The sequence below is a fragment of the Streptomyces sp. NPDC038135 genome (genome assembly GCF_055601245.1).
On sequence record NZ_JBVJXS010000003.1, the window covers coordinates 155,359 to 170,297 of the forward strand.

The window sequence follows — 14,939 nt, forward strand, 5'->3', positions numbered from 1 at the left end:
CCGATTGGGCGGAGCCCGGAGCACGGGCTCCGGCCGCTCAGAGACCTCCGCCGGGGGGACCCCCAACCGGCACGCCTATGACCAGTGGGAGAGTCACGGTGTACTTCGCCGCACTGCTCGCGCGCACCGAAGACGGGTGGGAAGCGAGCGACACAGAGCTCGATGATGTGGAGACCCTGTCGGATCTCGCCGACCTGGCCCGGGAAGCCTCTCCCGAAGAGGACACCGTGCTGGTCCTGATCGAGCAGGAGGACGCCTGGTTCGGTGTCGTCCGCGTGGACGGCGAGGAGGACCCTCGCATCTACGTCTCGGACGCGGCCGCCGCCGCCCGCAGCGCCTACGGGGAGCTGCTGCTCACCGACGAGCTGCTGGGCCGGGAGCCGGGCGCGGACGACGTCCCCGACCTGGATTCGCTCGATCTCGACGGCACGGAGGACGGCGAGTCCGTCGACGCCGAGGACGACGGGGACGCCGTCGCCTCCGACGCGGTGCCGCACAGCCCGGTGGGCGACAGCGAGATCCTCGACGACCTCGGCATCGGGGAGAAGGAGCTGCGCACCCTGGAGGCCGACGACGCCCTGGGCACGATCGCCGAGGCCCTGGGCGCCTCGGAGGTGCTGGAGACCGTCCGCTGAGCACCGAGGACACCACCGGCGCACCGGACCCGGTGCGCGATCCCTGGCGGCCCGCGATGCGGCTCGCCCTGGAGGAGGCCCGGCGGGCGGTGGAGGGCGGCGACGTCCCCGTCGGCGCCGTCCTGCTGTCCCCGGACGGCACGACGGTGCTGGCCGTCGGGCACAACGAGCGCGAGGCCACCGGCGACCCGACGGCGCACGCGGAGGTCCTGGCCGTCCGGCGGGCCGCCGCGCTGCTCGGGCAGTGGCGGCTGGCCGGCTGCACGCTGGTCGTCACGCTGGAGCCCTGCACGATGTGCGCGGGCGCGCTGGTCCAGTCCCGGGTGGACCGGGTGGTCTACGGCGCCCGGGACGAGAAGGCCGGAGCGGCCGGCTCGCTGTGGGACGTCGTGCGCGACCGGCGGCTCAACCACCGCCCGGAGGTCGTCGAGGGCGTCCTGGCCGAGGACTGCGCCCGGGTGCTCACGGAGTTCTTCCGGGACCGCTGAATTCCGATTTCAAACCACGCCCCACCTTGCTGTAAGGTCTCCCTCGGTAGCGTGTCCGAGCGGCCGAAGGAGCTCGCCTCGAAAGCGAGTGTGGCGCAAGTCACCGAGGGTTCAAATCCCTCCGCTACCGCTTCGCACGAGAGGCCCGGTCCGATGGACCGGGCCTCTCGTCGTATTCCCAACTCCCCAGACACCGGCCCGTGTTCCGGTCCGTCACGACTCGCACACGATTACCAGGCCTGAACACACGAGCGGGCGGATAAACTCACCGCCGACAACAGGACAGCCGAAGAGTCGCAGCAGGGGCAGGGGAGGCCGCGGTGGCGGTGAACGCCAAGAAGATCGCCGTGTACGTGCTCGCGGTGTTCGCGCTGTACGTGATCATCACCGACCCGGCCAAGGCGGCCGACTACGTCCAGATAGGCTTCGAGGGCATATCGGACGCGGCCAAGGCCGTGGGCGACTTCATGACCTGGGTCGCCGACGGAGCACAGAGCTGAGGTACACCCCATGATCCGTCATCTGGTCCTGTTCAGGCTCAACGAGGACGTCGAGCGCGACGATCCGCGGGTCGTGGCGGGCGTGGAGGCCTTCCGGGCGCTCGGCGGCCGGATCGAGGAGCTGCGGTTCTGGGAGTGCGCCTGGAACATCAGCGACCGGCCCATCGCCTACGACTTCGCGATCAACTCGGCGGTCGAGGACCGGGACGCGCTGCGGCGCTACCTCGAGCACCCGGCCCACCAGGCCGGCGTCGCGCTGTGGCGGGAGTTCGCCACGTGGGTGATCGCCGACTACGAGTTCTGACCCCCGCACGCCCCGAGCCCCCCGTCGCGAGGACGGGGGGCTCTTGCGCGTCTCGGGCCCCGAACTGAGCGCCACTTGGCCACAACACGGCGTTATACGGTGCTTGCACACAGTGCACATGTCTTGTGATGCTATGACCGCTTTTGACGGATGACTGACCGATGAAGAGGTGGCGTTGACCGTGTCGGCCAGTACTGCGCCGCCCCAGGACGAGGTGCCCAGCCCCGCCCCTCCGACCCCCGAGAAGCGCCGCGGCGCCGACACCCGCGCCCTGACCCAGGTGCTCTTCGCCGAGCTGAAGGACCTGACGCCGGGCACGCCGGAGCACGACCGGGTGCGCGGAGCGCTGATCGAGGCCAACCTCCCGCTCGTGCGCTACGCGGCCGCCCGCTTCCGCTCCCGCAACGAGCCGATGGAGGACGTCGTCCAGGTCGGCACCATCGGCCTCATCAACGCCATCGACCGCTTCGACCCGGAGCGGGGGGTGCAGTTCCCGACCTTCGCGATGCCGACCGTGGTCGGCGAGATCAAGCGGTACTTCCGGGACAACGTCCGCACGGTCCACGTACCGCGCCGGCTGCACGAGCTGTGGGTGCAGGTCAACAGCGCGACCGAGGACCTCACCACGGCCTTCGGACGCTCCCCGACGACCGCCGAGATCGCCGAGCGGCTCAGGATCGGCGAGGACGAGGTGCTCTCCTGCATCGAGGCGGGACGCTCGTACCACGCCACCTCCCTGGAGGCCGCGCAGGAGGGCGACGGGATGCCCGGCCTGCTGGACCGCATCGGCTACGAGGACCCGGCCCTGGACGGCGTGGAGCACCGCGACCTGGTCCGCCACCTCCTGGTCCAGCTCCCCGAACGGGAGCAGAGAATTCTGCTCCTGCGCTACTACAGCAATCTGACCCAGTCGCAGATCAGCGCGGAACTCGGTGTGTCCCAGATGCACGTGTCCCGGCTACTCGCGCGTAGCTTCCAGCGGCTGCGATCCGCGAATCGCATCGAGGCATAACCGGCGCACGGGAGCACACTCCGGAAAAGGCCAGCCCACGACGGATCGAAAGCAGGATCGATCACTCACCGGGAAGAGCGAATCCCCCATCGGTGCGGATCCCGACAGTTGTGCGCCGAAAGACCATCAGACCCCTTCTTTCCAGGGCCGATTCGCGGCTGGCATGTCGACATGTCACTACAGCGTGTTGCCGACATGTGACATTCTGCGGGAAGAGCGTTTGCCGGAGCTCCGGCTCCGGTATTCAGGTGAGGGCTGCGTTGCTCGAAAGGCAACGCCGCCGCGACCGTCCCGCGACCCAAAGGGGGTGGCATGTCCGCAGACCAGGGCAGCTCGAAGGTCCTCACGCCCACGAGCGAGGCAGCGCCCAAGGAGCTCCACGCTCTCGACGTCCTCGACGGCATCGAGGGCGTCACGGCCCTCGACGCCGTGCCGGCCCAGGCCGACCCGGCCGCCGCTCCTGCCCCGGCCCCGCCGGTCGCGGCGGACATCGACACCCGGACCCTGTCCCGGTCCCTGTTCCTGCGGCTCGCCGCACTCGACGAGAGCAGCCCCGAGCGCGCCTACGTCCGGGACACCCTGATCGAGCTCAACCTCCCCCTCGTGCGCTACGCGGCGGCCCGCTTCCGCTCCCGCAACGAGCCGATGGAGGACATCGTCCAGGTCGGCACCATCGGCCTGATCAAGGCGATCGACCGCTTCGACTGCGAACGGGGCGTGGAGTTCCCGACGTTCGCGATGCCGACGGTCGTGGGCGAGATCAAGCGGTTCTTCCGCGACACCTCGTGGTCGGTGCGCGTCCCGCGCCGGCTGCAGGAGCTGCGCCTGGCCCTCACCAAGGCCAGCGACGAGCTGTCCCAGAAGCTGGACCGCTCCCCGACGGTCACCGAGCTGGCCGCCGTGCTCGGCGTCTCCGAGGAGGACGTGGTCGACGGCCTCGCGGTCGGCAACGCCTACACCGCCTCCTCGCTCGACTCCCCGGCCCCCGAGGACGACGGCGGCGAGGGCTCCCTCGCCGACCGCCTCGGCTACGAGGACACCGCGCTGGAGGGCGTGGAGTACCGGGAGTCCCTGAAGCCGCTGCTGGCCAAGCTCCCGCCCCGGGAGCGCCGGATCATCATGCTGCGCTTCTTCGCCAACATGACCCAGTCGCAGATCGGCGAGGAGGTCGGCATCTCCCAGATGCACGTCTCCCGGCTGCTGACCCGGACCCTGGCCCAGCTGCGGGAGGGCCTCATCTCGGACTGACGGGCACCCGGACAGGGCCGCCGACGCGCCGTTGCGGCAGCGTCGGCGGCCTTCGTGTGTCCGGGCTGCCGGGTGTCCTACTTGAGCGCGAGCCAGGCGACGGCGGCGACGACGACCACGGCCGCCACGATGCCGATGATCAGGCCGACCCGGGGTCCGGACGAGGCGGGCTGCTGCTGCTGCCGGCCCTGGGGGCCCTCGTCGACGAACGCGCGGAACATCTGGGTGCTGCCTGCGGGGTCGTAATTGCCCTGAGGGCCCTGGGTGTTAGCCATGGCCCGAGACACTAGCGAATCCGGGGGTGCGACCCAAGTGGGGGTCCACCAGGACGGACGGGGCACGGGCGGCCACTCCGACCAGCACGTTTACGTTCGCAATACTTGCCTTTGCCAAGTTTTTGCGCCGATGGACCCCTACTTGTTTGCCTGCAGCAACCAACCGGCTCTATGGTTGCCCTAAGCAACGAATACGGGAGGTGCGATGGCCGAGCGGGCGCAGTACGAGGAGCTGGTGCGTCAGTTCAGCGCCTTCGGCGCCGTGAAACGGGACCTGGGACGGATACTGCCGTCGGAGTGCCCGGCCGGCGCGGCCGCCGTGCTGACCCTGCTCGGCCGTCACGGCGACATGCGCATGAGCAAGCTCGCGGAGCTGCTCTCCGTGGACATGTCCGTCACCAGCCGGCACGTCGCGCACGTCGTCGCGCGCGGCTGGATCGAGCGGCTCCCGGACCCCGCGGACAAGCGCTCGCGCATCCTGCGCCTGACGCCCGAGGGCCTGGAGCAGCTGGACGAGCTGTCCCGGCGGACCACGCACCTGCTGGCGGAGCGGTTGGCCGACTGGACCGACGACGAGGTCGGCCTGCTCATCGAGCTGATGGCGCGCCTGCGCGCGTCCTTCGGCGACTGCCGCTCGACGCCGGTCCGGATCCCCGCGCCCGTAGTCGAAGAGACCACCCGTACACCCGCAAGCACGTAAGTAAAGGAAGCCCATGGCAACGACCACACCAGCCGGTGTGCGGGCTCACGCCAAGCACGGGGGAGGCACAGGTCAAGCCCCGATGACCCACCGGCAGATCATGGAGGCCCTGTCCGGGCTCATGCTCGGCATGTTCGTGGCGATCCTGTCGTCCACGATCGTCTCCAACGCCCTGCCGGAGATCATCGGCGACCTCGGCGGCGGTCAGTCCGCCTACACCTGGGTGGTCACGGCCGCCCTGCTGTCGATGACCGCGGCCACTCCCCTGTGGGGCAAGCTCGCCGACCTGTACAGCAAGAAGGCGCTCGTCCAGATAGCCCTGGTCATCTACGTCGTCGCGTCGATGGCGGCCGGCCTGTCGCAGAACCCCGGCATGCTGATCGTCTGCCGCGTGGTGCAGGGCATCGGCGTCGGCGGTCTGTCGGCCCTGGCCCAGATCGTCATGGCGGCGATGATCTCCCCGCGTGAGCGGGGCCGTTACTCCGGTTACCTCGGCGCCACCTTCGCCGTCGCCACCGTCGGCGGCCCGCTGCTCGGCGGTGTCATCACCGACACCTCCTGGCTGGGCTGGCGCTGGTGCTTCTACGTCGGCGTCCCCTTCGCCGTCATCGCGCTGATCGTGCTGCAGAAGACCCTGCACCTCCCCGTGGTCAAGCGCGAGGTCAAGGTCGACTGGGGCGGCGCGACGCTCATCTCCGCGGCCGTCTCCCTGCTGCTCATCTGGGTCACCTTCGCCGGTGACAAGTACGACTGGGTGTCCTGGCAGACCTACGCGATGGTCGGCGGCTCGGTCGTGCTCGGCGCGCTCTTCGTCCTCGTCGAGGCGAAGGCCAAGGAGCCGATCATCCCGCTGCGCCTGTTCCGCAACAGCACCATCACCCTGGCGTCGCTCGCCTCGCTGTTCGTCGGTGTCGCGATGTTCACCGGCACCGTGTTCTTCAGCCAGTACTTCCAGCTCGCCCGCGACAAGTCCCCGACGATGTCGGGCGTGCTGACCATCCCGATGATCGGCGGCCTGTTCGTCTCCTCGACCGTGTCGGGTCAGTTCATCACCCGCACCGGCCGCTGGAAGGCCTGGCTGGTCAGCGGCGGCGTGCTGGTGACGGCCGGCCTGGCCCTGCTGGGCGGCATCCGGTACGACACCGACTACTGGAAGATGGCCATCTTCATGGCCCTGCTGGGTCTCGGCATCGGCATGATGATGCAGAACCTGGTCCTCGCCACGCAGAACCAGGTGGCGCCCTCGGACCTCGGCTCGGCCAGCTCCACGGTCACCTTCTTCCGCTCCCTCGGCGGTGCGGTCGGCGTCTCCGCCCTCGGCGCGGTGATGTCCCGCCGGATCACCCACTACGTCACGGACGGCATCGGGTCCCTGAGCCCCAAGTACCAGGCCGCCATGGCCGGCTCGGGTTCCACCGACACCATCCCGGACATGGACAAGCTGCCGCTGCCCATCCGGACGCTGCTGGAGAGCGCCTACGGCCACGGCATCGCCGACGTCTTCTACATCGCGGCCGCCCTCGCCGCCGTCGCCTTCCTGATCACGCTGTTCATCAAGGAGGTCCCGCTGAAGACCAAGGGCGCCCTGGCCCAGGCGGCGGACGCCGACGCGCCCGCCCTGGACCCGGCCGCCGCCCCGGTCGTCGCCGAGGCGCAGGCCGTTCCGGCCGCGGTCGCCGCGACCACCGGCACCGGGTCCGAAGGCACCGCTCCGGCGGCCGCCGCGCAGCCGGTGACCGCGGTCGCCACGGTCGCGGAGCCGGGCGCCGGCGGCGGCACCCCGGTGCACGGATTCGTCCGCGGCGCCGAGAGCGCCCCGGTCCCGCAGGCAGCGGTCACGCTGATCTCGCTGTCCGGCCGCCAGCTCGGCCGCTCGGTCGCCCAGGCCGACGGTTCCTACGCGGTGGACGCGCCGGGCACCGGCTCGTACGTCCTGATCGCCTCCGCCGACGGCTTCCAGCCGCAGGCCTCCACGATCGTGGTCGGCGAGGAGCCGCTGTCCTACGACATCCTGCTCAGCGGCACCAGCGGGCTGACCGGTGTGGTCCGCTCGGCCGGCAGCGCGCTGCCGGTCAAGGACGCGATGGTCATCGTCACCGACGTGCGCGGCGACCTGCTGGCCACCGCCGCCAGCGGTGAGCAGGGCGAGTTCGCCTTCACCGACCTGGTGCCGGGCGCGGTCACCGTCGCGGTCAACGCGAGCGGTTTCCGGCCGCGCGCCCTGCCGGTCGAGGTCGCCACGGCCGGGATCACCCGGATCGAGGTCGACCTGGACGCCGGCGCCCGGCTGCAGGGTGTCGTGCGGGCCCCGCACGGTCCGCTGGCCGACGCCCGCGTGACCCTGGTCGACCAGGCGGGCAACGTGGTCGGCACGGCCACCACCGGGACGGACGGGGCGTACGCCTTCACCGACCTGGACGGCGGCGACTACACCGTCATCGCGACGGGTTACCCGCCGGTGGCCACCGCCCTGTCCGTGCACGGCACCGGAGTCGACGACCACGACATCGAACTCGCCCACCCCGGCGAATAGTTCGACCCCCGGCCCGTGACGGCGCGCGCCTTGAGCGGAGACGCGCCCGTCACGGGCCGGCCTCATACGACCGAATTATCTGGCTTTTCAGGGAGAAAACAGGATGGGACTGTCCGCGAGGATCCGTACCCGGGACGGATGGGCCGTGTCGCACGCGGTCGTCACGATGACCGACATGACCGGTGCGCAGGTGCTGCGGGCCGAGGCGGACGCCGAGGGCGCCGTACGGGACGTCACCGAGCTGGCGCCGGGGGCGTACACGGTGATCGTGACCGCCGTCGGCTACGCGCCCGCCGCCGCCAGCGCCATCGTCACCGCGAGCGGGCGGGCCGAGGTCGGCACCGTCACGCTGGCCCGGCAGGGCGGCGCCGAACTGCCGCCGCCCGGCCCGTGGACCATCGACCCGGCGCACTCCTCCGTCGCCGCGGTCGCCCAGCACCTGGGCATCTCCAGCGTGCACGGCAGGTTCACGGAGTTCGGCGGGACCATCGAGATCGCGCCGGACGACGTCACCAAGTCCCGCGTCGAGGCGGTCATCCGGGCCGCGTCCGTCGACACGGGCAACGGCATGCGGGACACGCACCTGCGCTCCGCGGACTTCCTCGACGTCGAACGGCACCCGGAGATCAGCTACCGCTCCACGGGCGTGACGGTGGCCGGCCCGGACCGCTGGACCGTGCACGGCGAGCTGTCGATGCACGGCGTGATCCGGCCGGTCGACCTGGACCTGGCCTATCTCGGCACCGGCGCCGACCCGTGGGGCGGCACCCGCGCGGCCTTCCGCGCGACCACCGAACTGCACCGCGAGGACTTCGCGATGAACTACAACCAGGTCCTCCAGGCGGGCATCGCCGCCATCGGCACGACCCTCCGGGTCGAGCTGGACATCCAGGCGGTCCAGGGCGAGGCACTGCCCGCCGCCTGACGGGAACGGCCGACGGCCCGCCGCCACTCGCAGTGGCGGCGGGCCGTCGGCGTCGTTCCGGGCGGCTCAGTTCTCCGTGGCGCCCACGATGCGCCGGGCCAGGTCCCGCAGTTTGACGTTCTCCCGCTGGGACGCGCGCACCAGGCTCTCGAAGGCCGCCGCCGCGTCGATCTCCAGGCGCTCCATGAGCACGCCGGTGGCCTGGCCGATCAGGTCCCTGGTGTGCATGGCCTCGGTGAGCTGCTCCTGCACGGTCACCGAGTTCAGGGCGAGGCTGACGTGCGCGGTGAAGAGGCGGCCGAGGCGGGCGGTGGTGTCGTCGAAGGCCTTCGGCTTGCCGGAGTAGGCGGTGAGCACGGTGAGCCGGCGCCGGTCGGCGCGCAGCCGCAGCGACAGCACCGAGCGCAGCCCCAGGTCCGACAGCGGTCCCGGCCCCCGCTCGTCCTCGCTCCCGCTCTCGTCGTCGCCGCCGTCGCCGTCGTCCTCGGGCAGCCGCACCACCGGCGAGGTCCACAGCCGTTCCCAGTGCGGCAGCTCGGGGGCCTCGGCGTCCCGCACGATGTCGTCGGTCCAGGCGACCGTACGGCGGCCCTCACCACGGTCGATCTCCAGGACGCCGGCGTGCTCGGCGCCGGGCAGCAGCTCCACGGCCAGCCGGACGGCGGTGCGCAGCGTGGCCTGCGGGGTGGTGGTCTCGTGCAGCTGCCGAGCCGCCAGCGTGAGCGCCTCCGCCAGCTCCAGGCCGGCCGGAGAGCGGGTCACGTCGAAAAAGTCAGGGGAAGCCACCACGAACCTCTCGGATGTCACAGCCATACGGCCATGCTCAGGAGAGCTCCGCAGCACATTCCTGACTGCGAGCACACGACAACAGCACTTTAGCTGCTCCGTTGCGGTGAAGTGACGCCCGGACGAGCCTGTGCCCGACAGGGTCAGGCTCACCGGGCCCCGCTCGCCCTAGGCTGCCTCCATGGCACCGAACATCGCGACGAACACCCGTGTATCGCAGGCCGAGCTGCTGGACTTCGTACGCCCCCGGCACCGCGCCATCCTGCTCACCCGCCGGGCCGACGGCAGCCCCCAGGGCTCCCCGCTCACCTGCGGGGTGGACGACTCGGGCCGGATCGTGGCCTCCACCTACCCCGAGCGCGCCAAGACCCGCAACGCCAAGCGGGACGCCCGGGTCAGCCTGATCGTCCTCAGCGACGAGTGGAACGGGCCGTGGGTCCAGATCGACGGCACGGCCGAGGTCATCGACACCCCCGACTCGGTCGAGCCCCTGGTCGAGTACTACCGCAACATCGCCGGTGAGCACCCGGACTGGGACGAGTACCGCGAGGCGATGCGCAAGCAGGGCAAGTCGATCATCCGGGTGACGCCGGAACGCTGGGGCCCGGTGGCGACCGGCGGCTTCCCGGCCCGGCTGGTGGAGGGCGACTAGCCGGCGCCCGCGGCTCGGCCCGGCGACGGCGGCCGGCCGGTCGCGGTCAGCCCCTGGCGACCATCGCCTCGATGCCGGCGATCAGCAGGTCGAGGGCGAAACGGAAGTCCCGGTCCATCATCTCGTCGACCGTGTCGCCGCCCCGGGCCGCCGTCAGTTCCCGGGACTCCCGGAACGTCTCGGCGGTCCCCGGGTCCTGCTCGACCAGGCTCACGGCCTGGCGGTAGTACTCGTCCGCGGTCAGCCCCGTGTCCGCCGTCCGGGCCCGGAAGTGGGCCTCGACCGTGCCGTGGCCGTACACGAACTGGAAGACGGCCGAGATGGCGCCGGTGACGCCGTGCGCGGGCAGTCCGGCGCGGCGGACGACCCGCTGGACCACGTGGGAGAACGCCTGCCAGTTGGGGCCGATGTTGAGGTAGCGCCCCGCCAGCGGCGACAGCCAGGCGTGGCGCACCAGCAGCGCCCGGTACTCGCCGGCCAGTGCCCGCAGCTGCTCGCGCCAGTCGGCGCCGTCGTCCTCCGGGTCCGGCAGCACGAGTTCGCCGTAGGCGGCGTCCAGGGCGAGTTCGAGGAGGTCGTCCTTGGTGTCGACGTACCAGTACAGGGACATCGCGGTGACGTTCAGCTCGGCGGCCAGCCGCCGCATGGAGAACCCCGCCATGCCCTCGGCGTCCAGCAGCCGCACGCCGGCCGCGGTGATCCGCTCCCGGTCCAGGCCCGAGGGCTGGCCGCCCCGTCCGCCGCGCCGTGTCCTCGCCGCCAGCCAGACACTGCCCCGCGCCGACCCGTCACCGGTCCTGGCCACCGACGCACCTCTCTCGAACTCCGGTCACCGCCCCGGACGCGGGGCGCGCGGCCGTGTCGGTACGGGGCTTCACCGCGTGGGCGCGGCCGGCCGCACACCGCCCGCAGCGCCACGCATACCCAGGGTCGCGAGCTCTTAGGCGGTCCATGTGCCGGCCGACCCGGCCGGGGTGGGCGAACCCGCCGTGCACCGCACGGCCGGGGCCCCGCGGTGCACGGCGGGTCCGCCCCGGCCGTCCTTCGTCAGCCGCTCCGGGTCAGGTCGTAGAAGGTGGCCGAACCGACCGTCACCTTCTTGAAATTGGCCTGCACCCACGAGCTGATCTTCGACGCCGACCCGCTGCCGTCGCCGCCCATGCCACCGCCCATGCCGCCGCCGGCGATGAAGTAGTGGATCTTCCCTGCGGCCACGTACTCCTTGAACCGGGCCAGGGTCGGGGACGGATCGGTGCCGTTGAAGCCGCCGATCGCCATCACGGGGTCGCCGGTGGCGAGCTGGTAGCTCGCGGAGTTCTGGGAGCCGATGGCGGCGGCTGCCCAGGTGTAGTCACCCGCGTCCTTCTCCAGCAGTTTCCTGGCGGCGGAGCCGACCTGAGCACCGTTCAGCAGACCGCCGGCGCCCGTGCGACCGCCCTCGCCCATGGCGCCGCCGCCCGGGAAGCCGTTCCCGTTCTGCGGCGCCTGACCCTGGCCCTGGGTGTCGCCGTTCCGGCCCGGCATCCCCCCGCCGGGGAAGCCCTGACCCTGCCCCGGCGGGTTCCCGTTCCCGTTGGGCTGTCCCTGCTGTCCCCGGCCCGGCATTCCGCCGCCGAGGCCGCCCGGCATTCCGCCGCCGAGGCCGCCCGGCATTCCGCCGCCGTCGCCGCCGCCCGGGCGGCCGCCGCCGAAGCCCATCGTGCTCGCGCCCGCCGGACCGGCCGTCGGGATCGAGCCGGTGTGCGCCGAGTCCACCGTGCTGAGGGTGTACGCGGCCGGGCCGGCCAGCGCCGCCACCAGGCCCGCCGCCGCCGCGCCGAGGGCCAGTCGCCGGGAGATCCGCCCGGCGAAGACGAGCCCGAACGCGGCCGCCAGGCCGCCGACCAGCACCAGCCACCGCAGCCAGGGCAGGTAGTCGGGGGTGCGGTCGAGCAGGACGTAACCCCAGGCGGCCGCCGCCACCACGGCGGCGGCGAGGGTGATCGACGCCCAGGTCTCCCGCCGCCGTTCCCACAGCAGTCCGGCGCCCATGCCGGTGACGGCCGCGACGTAGGGGGCGAGGGCCACCGTGTAGTACTGGTGGAAGATGCCCGCCATGTAGCTGAAGACCACCATGGTCATGAGCAGCGAGCCGCCCCACACCAGGAACGAGGCGCGCGTCACGGACGTACGGCGGAGCCTGCGCGTCGCCCACAGGCCGGCGGCCAGCAGGATCAGCGCGGCCGGGATCAGCCAGGAGATCTGGCTGCCGATCTCCGAGCCGAACATCCGGTCCCAGCCGGTCTCGCCCCACTGGCCGGAGCCGCCCGCGCCGCCACCGCCGCCGACGCTGCCTGTCTCGTCGCCGCTGATCCGCCCGAGGCCGTTGTAGCCGAAGGTCAGTTCGAGGAAGCTGTTGTTCTGCGAACCGCCGATGTACGGGCGGGAGGAGGCCGGCCACAGCTCCACGACCGCCACCCACCAGCCGCCCGCCACCACGAGCGCGACGGTCGCCAGCGCCAGTTGCGCGAGCCGTTTCCGCAGCCGGACCGGACCGCACACGGCGTAGACGACGGCCAGCGGCGGCAGGATCAGGAAGGCCTGCAGGGTCTTGGCGAGGAACGCGAAGCCGATCGCGACGCCCGCCCACACCAGCCACCGGGTCCGCCCGTCCTCCACCGCGCGCACGACGAAGTAGCAGGCCAGCGACATCAGCAGGGCCAGCAGCGCGTCCGGGTTGTTGAACCGGAACATCAGCGCGGCGACCGGGGTGAGCGCGAGGACCGCGCCCGCGACCAGGCCGGCGGCGGGGCTGAACCGGCGGCGCACCGCGGCGTACACGACCGCCACCGTGCCGACGCCCATGAGCACCTGGGGCGTGAGGACCGCCCACGAGTTCAGGCCGAAGATCCGCACCGACAGCTCCATCGGCCACATGAAGGCCGAGGGCTTGTCGACGGTGATGGCGTTGCCCGCGTCCAGCGAGCCGAAGAAGAACGCCTTCCAGGACTTGCTGCCCGCCTGAACGGCAGCCGAGTAGAAGGAGTTGGCGTAGCCGGAGGCGCTCAGGCCGTACAGGTAGGTGGCGAGGGTGAGGGCCAGCAGGCCGAGGAGGGCGGGCCGCGCCCAGCGCGGGTCCTCGGGGCGGCCGCGCCACACCCGGGACACCAGGGGCCGGCGGGGCTCGGCCGCCTCCGGGGCCGGCGGGGGAGCCGAGGGGGGCGGGCCCCAGCCGGCGGCGGCGCCCTGCTGGGCGGGCTGGTCGAAGTGCGTGCTCATCGGGGGTCCCCCGGGTCGGTGTCGTGAGGGCGCACCGGCTGCAGCGGCAGGGTGCCGTCCCTCCAGGTGCCGTCCGCGGCTTCACCGGCGCGGACCTGGGCGGTCGTTTCGTGGTGGCCGTACGCCGGGTGTGGCAGCGGGCGGCGCGGGAGCGGCCCGTCCGGCCGGTACGGCGCGGGCGTGGCGTGGGCCGGCGCGGACGTCGTGGCGTACGTCGGCGAGGACGCCGTGGCGCGGGCCGGCGTGGACGGGGTGTACGCGGACGGGGTGTACGCGGACGGGGCGTACGCGGACGTGGCGTACGGGGACGGGCTGCACGCGGACGGGGCGTGTGCCGATGGGCTGTGCGCGGCCACGGTGAAGTGCGGGCCGTCCTCCGGACGGTCCGGGAACACCCAGGCCCGGAAGAGCAGGAAGCGCAGCACGGTCGCCGCGAGGTTGGCGGCGATGAGCACCGCCAGCTCGGTGGAGTGCGCGGGGCTGCCGCCCGCCGCGTTCAGGGCGGCCAGGGAGCCGCTGGTCAGGGCGAGTCCGATGGCGAAGACGACCAGGCCCTGCGCCTGGTGCCGGACCGCGCCGCCCCGGCCGCGCACCCCGAAGGTCAGCCGGCGGTTGGCGGCCGTGTTGGCGACCGCCGAGACCAGCAGCGCGAGCGCGTTGGCCACCTGCGAGCCGGAGAACTGCCGGAAGGCGCTGTACAGCAGCAGGTAGAACAGCGTCGACAGGCCGCCGACCACGCAGAACCCGACGAGCTGGCGGGCGAGGCCGCGGGGCACGTCCTGGATCTCGCGGTCGCGCGGGTCGTCCCCGAAGGGCCGGGCGAGCCGGTCCAGCGGCAGCGAACCGGTGGCCAGCGCCCGGCCGACGCGCCACACGCCCTTGAGGTCGTCGGTAGCGGTCCGCACGATGTGCACCGTCGAGTCGGGGTCGTCGACCCAGTCGACCGGCACCTCGTGGATCCGCAGCCCGGCCCGCTCGGCGAGCACCAGCATCTCGGTGTCGAAGAACCAGCCGGTGTCCTCCACCAGCGGCAGCAGCACCTGCGCCACGTCCCGCCGGATGGCCTTGAAGCCGCACTGCGCGTCAGAGAACCGGGCCTGCAGCGAGCCGCGCAGGATCAGGTTGTAGGCCCGGCTGATGAACTCCCGCTTGGGGCCCCGCACCACCCGTGAGGCACGGGCGAGCCGGGAGCCGATCGCCAGGTCGGAGTGGCCCGAGATCAGCGGCGCCACCAGCGGCAGCAGGGCGTTGAGGTCGGTGGACAGGTCGACGTCCATGTACGCGAGGACCGGCGCCTCGGAGGCGGACCACACCGTCCGCAGGGCCCGGCCGCGGCCCTTCTGCTCCAGCCGGCAGGTGGTGACCTCGGGGAGCTGGGCCGCCAGCCGTGCCGCCACCTGGGGCGTGCCGTCCGTGGAGGCGTTGTCCGCGACGGTGATGCGGAAGGCGTACGGGAAGGTGCGCGCGAGGTGCTCGCGCAGTCTGCGCACGCACGGCTCGAGGTCCTTCTCCTCGTTGTAGACGGGGACCACTACGTCCAGGACAGGCGTACCGGCGTTTCCGGCCGGGAGGTGCTCCCGCGCCGGCAGGGCGCCGGAAGAAGGGTCGGTTCGCATGACGCCG

At 72.2% G+C, this 14,939-nt stretch carries 15 protein-coding genes and 1 tRNA gene; 11 read left to right on the forward strand and 5 right to left on the reverse strand.

What is annotated here, in order from left to right:
• The first annotated feature begins 98 nt into the window (after positions 1 to 98).
• The 7 genes from ACZ7JA_RS09125 to ACZ7JA_RS09155 all read left to right on the forward strand — a co-directional run bounded on the left by ACZ7JA_RS09125 (position 99) and on the right by ACZ7JA_RS09155 (position 4,187).
• Entirely contained in the window at positions 99 to 635 is a 537-nt protein-coding gene (locus tag ACZ7JA_RS09125) for a tRNA adenosine deaminase-associated protein (RefSeq protein WP_351662144.1), read from the forward strand.
• 56 nt (positions 636 to 691) lie between these two features.
• Positions 692 to 1,123: a tRNA adenosine(34) deaminase TadA gene (gene tadA / locus ACZ7JA_RS09130; protein WP_351662147.1), complete on the forward strand. Its 432-nt coding sequence runs from the start codon at positions 692 to 694 to the stop codon at positions 1,121 to 1,123.
• Between the two features lie 45 nt (positions 1,124 to 1,168).
• Positions 1,169 to 1,253 (forward strand) — tRNA-Ser (locus tag ACZ7JA_RS09135).
• Between the two features lie 190 nt (positions 1,254 to 1,443).
• On the forward strand, positions 1,444 to 1,623 hold the full coding sequence (locus ACZ7JA_RS09140; RefSeq protein ID WP_351661487.1) for a hypothetical protein: 180 nt from the start codon (positions 1,444 to 1,446) through the stop codon (positions 1,621 to 1,623).
• Positions 1,624 to 1,633: 10 nt separating this feature from the next.
• A complete protein-coding gene (locus tag ACZ7JA_RS09145; protein WP_470807793.1) occupies positions 1,634 to 1,927 on the forward strand; it encodes a Dabb family protein in 294 nt (97 codons plus the stop codon).
• 175 nt (positions 1,928 to 2,102) lie between these two features.
• A complete protein-coding gene (locus ACZ7JA_RS09150) occupies positions 2,103 to 2,939 on the forward strand; it encodes an RNA polymerase sigma factor SigF (protein WP_351661491.1) in 837 nt (278 codons plus the stop codon).
• Positions 2,940 to 3,251: 312 nt separating this feature from the next.
• A complete protein-coding gene (locus ACZ7JA_RS09155; protein ID WP_351661493.1) occupies positions 3,252 to 4,187 on the forward strand; it encodes an RNA polymerase sigma factor SigF in 936 nt (311 codons plus the stop codon).
• Between the two features lie 77 nt (positions 4,188 to 4,264).
• On the opposite strand, the gene ACZ7JA_RS09160 is transcribed toward ACZ7JA_RS09155, so the two are convergent.
• On the reverse strand, positions 4,265 to 4,462 hold the full coding sequence (locus ACZ7JA_RS09160) for a hypothetical protein (RefSeq protein ID WP_351661495.1): 198 nt from the start codon (positions 4,460 to 4,462) through the stop codon (positions 4,265 to 4,267).
• 205 nt (positions 4,463 to 4,667) lie between these two features.
• On the opposite strand from ACZ7JA_RS09160, the gene ACZ7JA_RS09165 reads away from it, so the two are divergent.
• The 3 genes from ACZ7JA_RS09165 to ACZ7JA_RS09175 all read left to right on the forward strand — a co-directional run bounded on the left by ACZ7JA_RS09165 (position 4,668) and on the right by ACZ7JA_RS09175 (position 8,620).
• On the forward strand, positions 4,668 to 5,162 hold the full coding sequence (locus ACZ7JA_RS09165) for a MarR family winged helix-turn-helix transcriptional regulator (protein ID WP_351661497.1): 495 nt from the start codon (positions 4,668 to 4,670) through the stop codon (positions 5,160 to 5,162).
• An 82-nt stretch (positions 5,163 to 5,244) separates the two neighbouring features.
• Entirely contained in the window at positions 5,245 to 7,695 is a 2,451-nt protein-coding gene (locus ACZ7JA_RS09170; RefSeq protein ID WP_470807794.1) for an MFS transporter, read from the forward strand.
• Positions 7,696 to 7,798: 103 nt separating this feature from the next.
• Positions 7,799 to 8,620, forward strand: a complete 822-nt coding sequence (locus tag ACZ7JA_RS09175) for a YceI family protein (protein WP_470807795.1) — start codon at positions 7,799 to 7,801, stop codon at positions 8,618 to 8,620.
• Between the two features lie 66 nt (positions 8,621 to 8,686).
• Here ACZ7JA_RS09175 and ACZ7JA_RS09180 read toward each other — a convergent pair whose 3' ends face one another.
• Complete coding sequence (locus ACZ7JA_RS09180) at positions 8,687 to 9,382, reverse strand: ANTAR domain-containing protein (RefSeq protein ID WP_351661503.1); 696 nt, start codon at positions 9,380 to 9,382, stop codon at positions 8,687 to 8,689.
• 205 nt (positions 9,383 to 9,587) lie between these two features.
• On the opposite strand from ACZ7JA_RS09180, the gene ACZ7JA_RS09185 reads away from it, so the two are divergent.
• Positions 9,588 to 10,058, forward strand: coding sequence for a PPOX class F420-dependent oxidoreductase (locus tag ACZ7JA_RS09185; RefSeq protein WP_389300052.1), 471 nt, complete (start codon positions 9,588 to 9,590; stop codon positions 10,056 to 10,058).
• Positions 10,059 to 10,104: 46 nt separating this feature from the next.
• On the opposite strand, the gene ACZ7JA_RS09190 is transcribed toward ACZ7JA_RS09185, so the two are convergent.
• The 3 genes from ACZ7JA_RS09190 to ACZ7JA_RS09200 all read right to left on the reverse strand — a co-directional run bounded on the left by ACZ7JA_RS09190 (position 10,105) and on the right by ACZ7JA_RS09200 (position 14,932).
• On the reverse strand, positions 10,105 to 10,863 hold the full coding sequence (locus tag ACZ7JA_RS09190) for a TetR/AcrR family transcriptional regulator (protein ID WP_470807796.1): 759 nt from the start codon (positions 10,861 to 10,863) through the stop codon (positions 10,105 to 10,107).
• 242 nt (positions 10,864 to 11,105) lie between these two features.
• Positions 11,106 to 13,316, reverse strand: a complete 2,211-nt coding sequence (locus ACZ7JA_RS09195; protein WP_470807797.1) for a glycosyltransferase family 39 protein — start codon at positions 13,314 to 13,316, stop codon at positions 11,106 to 11,108.
• Entirely contained in the window at positions 13,313 to 14,932 is a 1,620-nt protein-coding gene (locus ACZ7JA_RS09200; RefSeq protein WP_470807798.1) for a bifunctional glycosyltransferase family 2/GtrA family protein, read from the reverse strand. Before ACZ7JA_RS09200 ends, ACZ7JA_RS09195 begins: the two co-directional genes overlap by 4 nt.
• Positions 14,933 to 14,939: the final 7 nt, after the last annotated feature.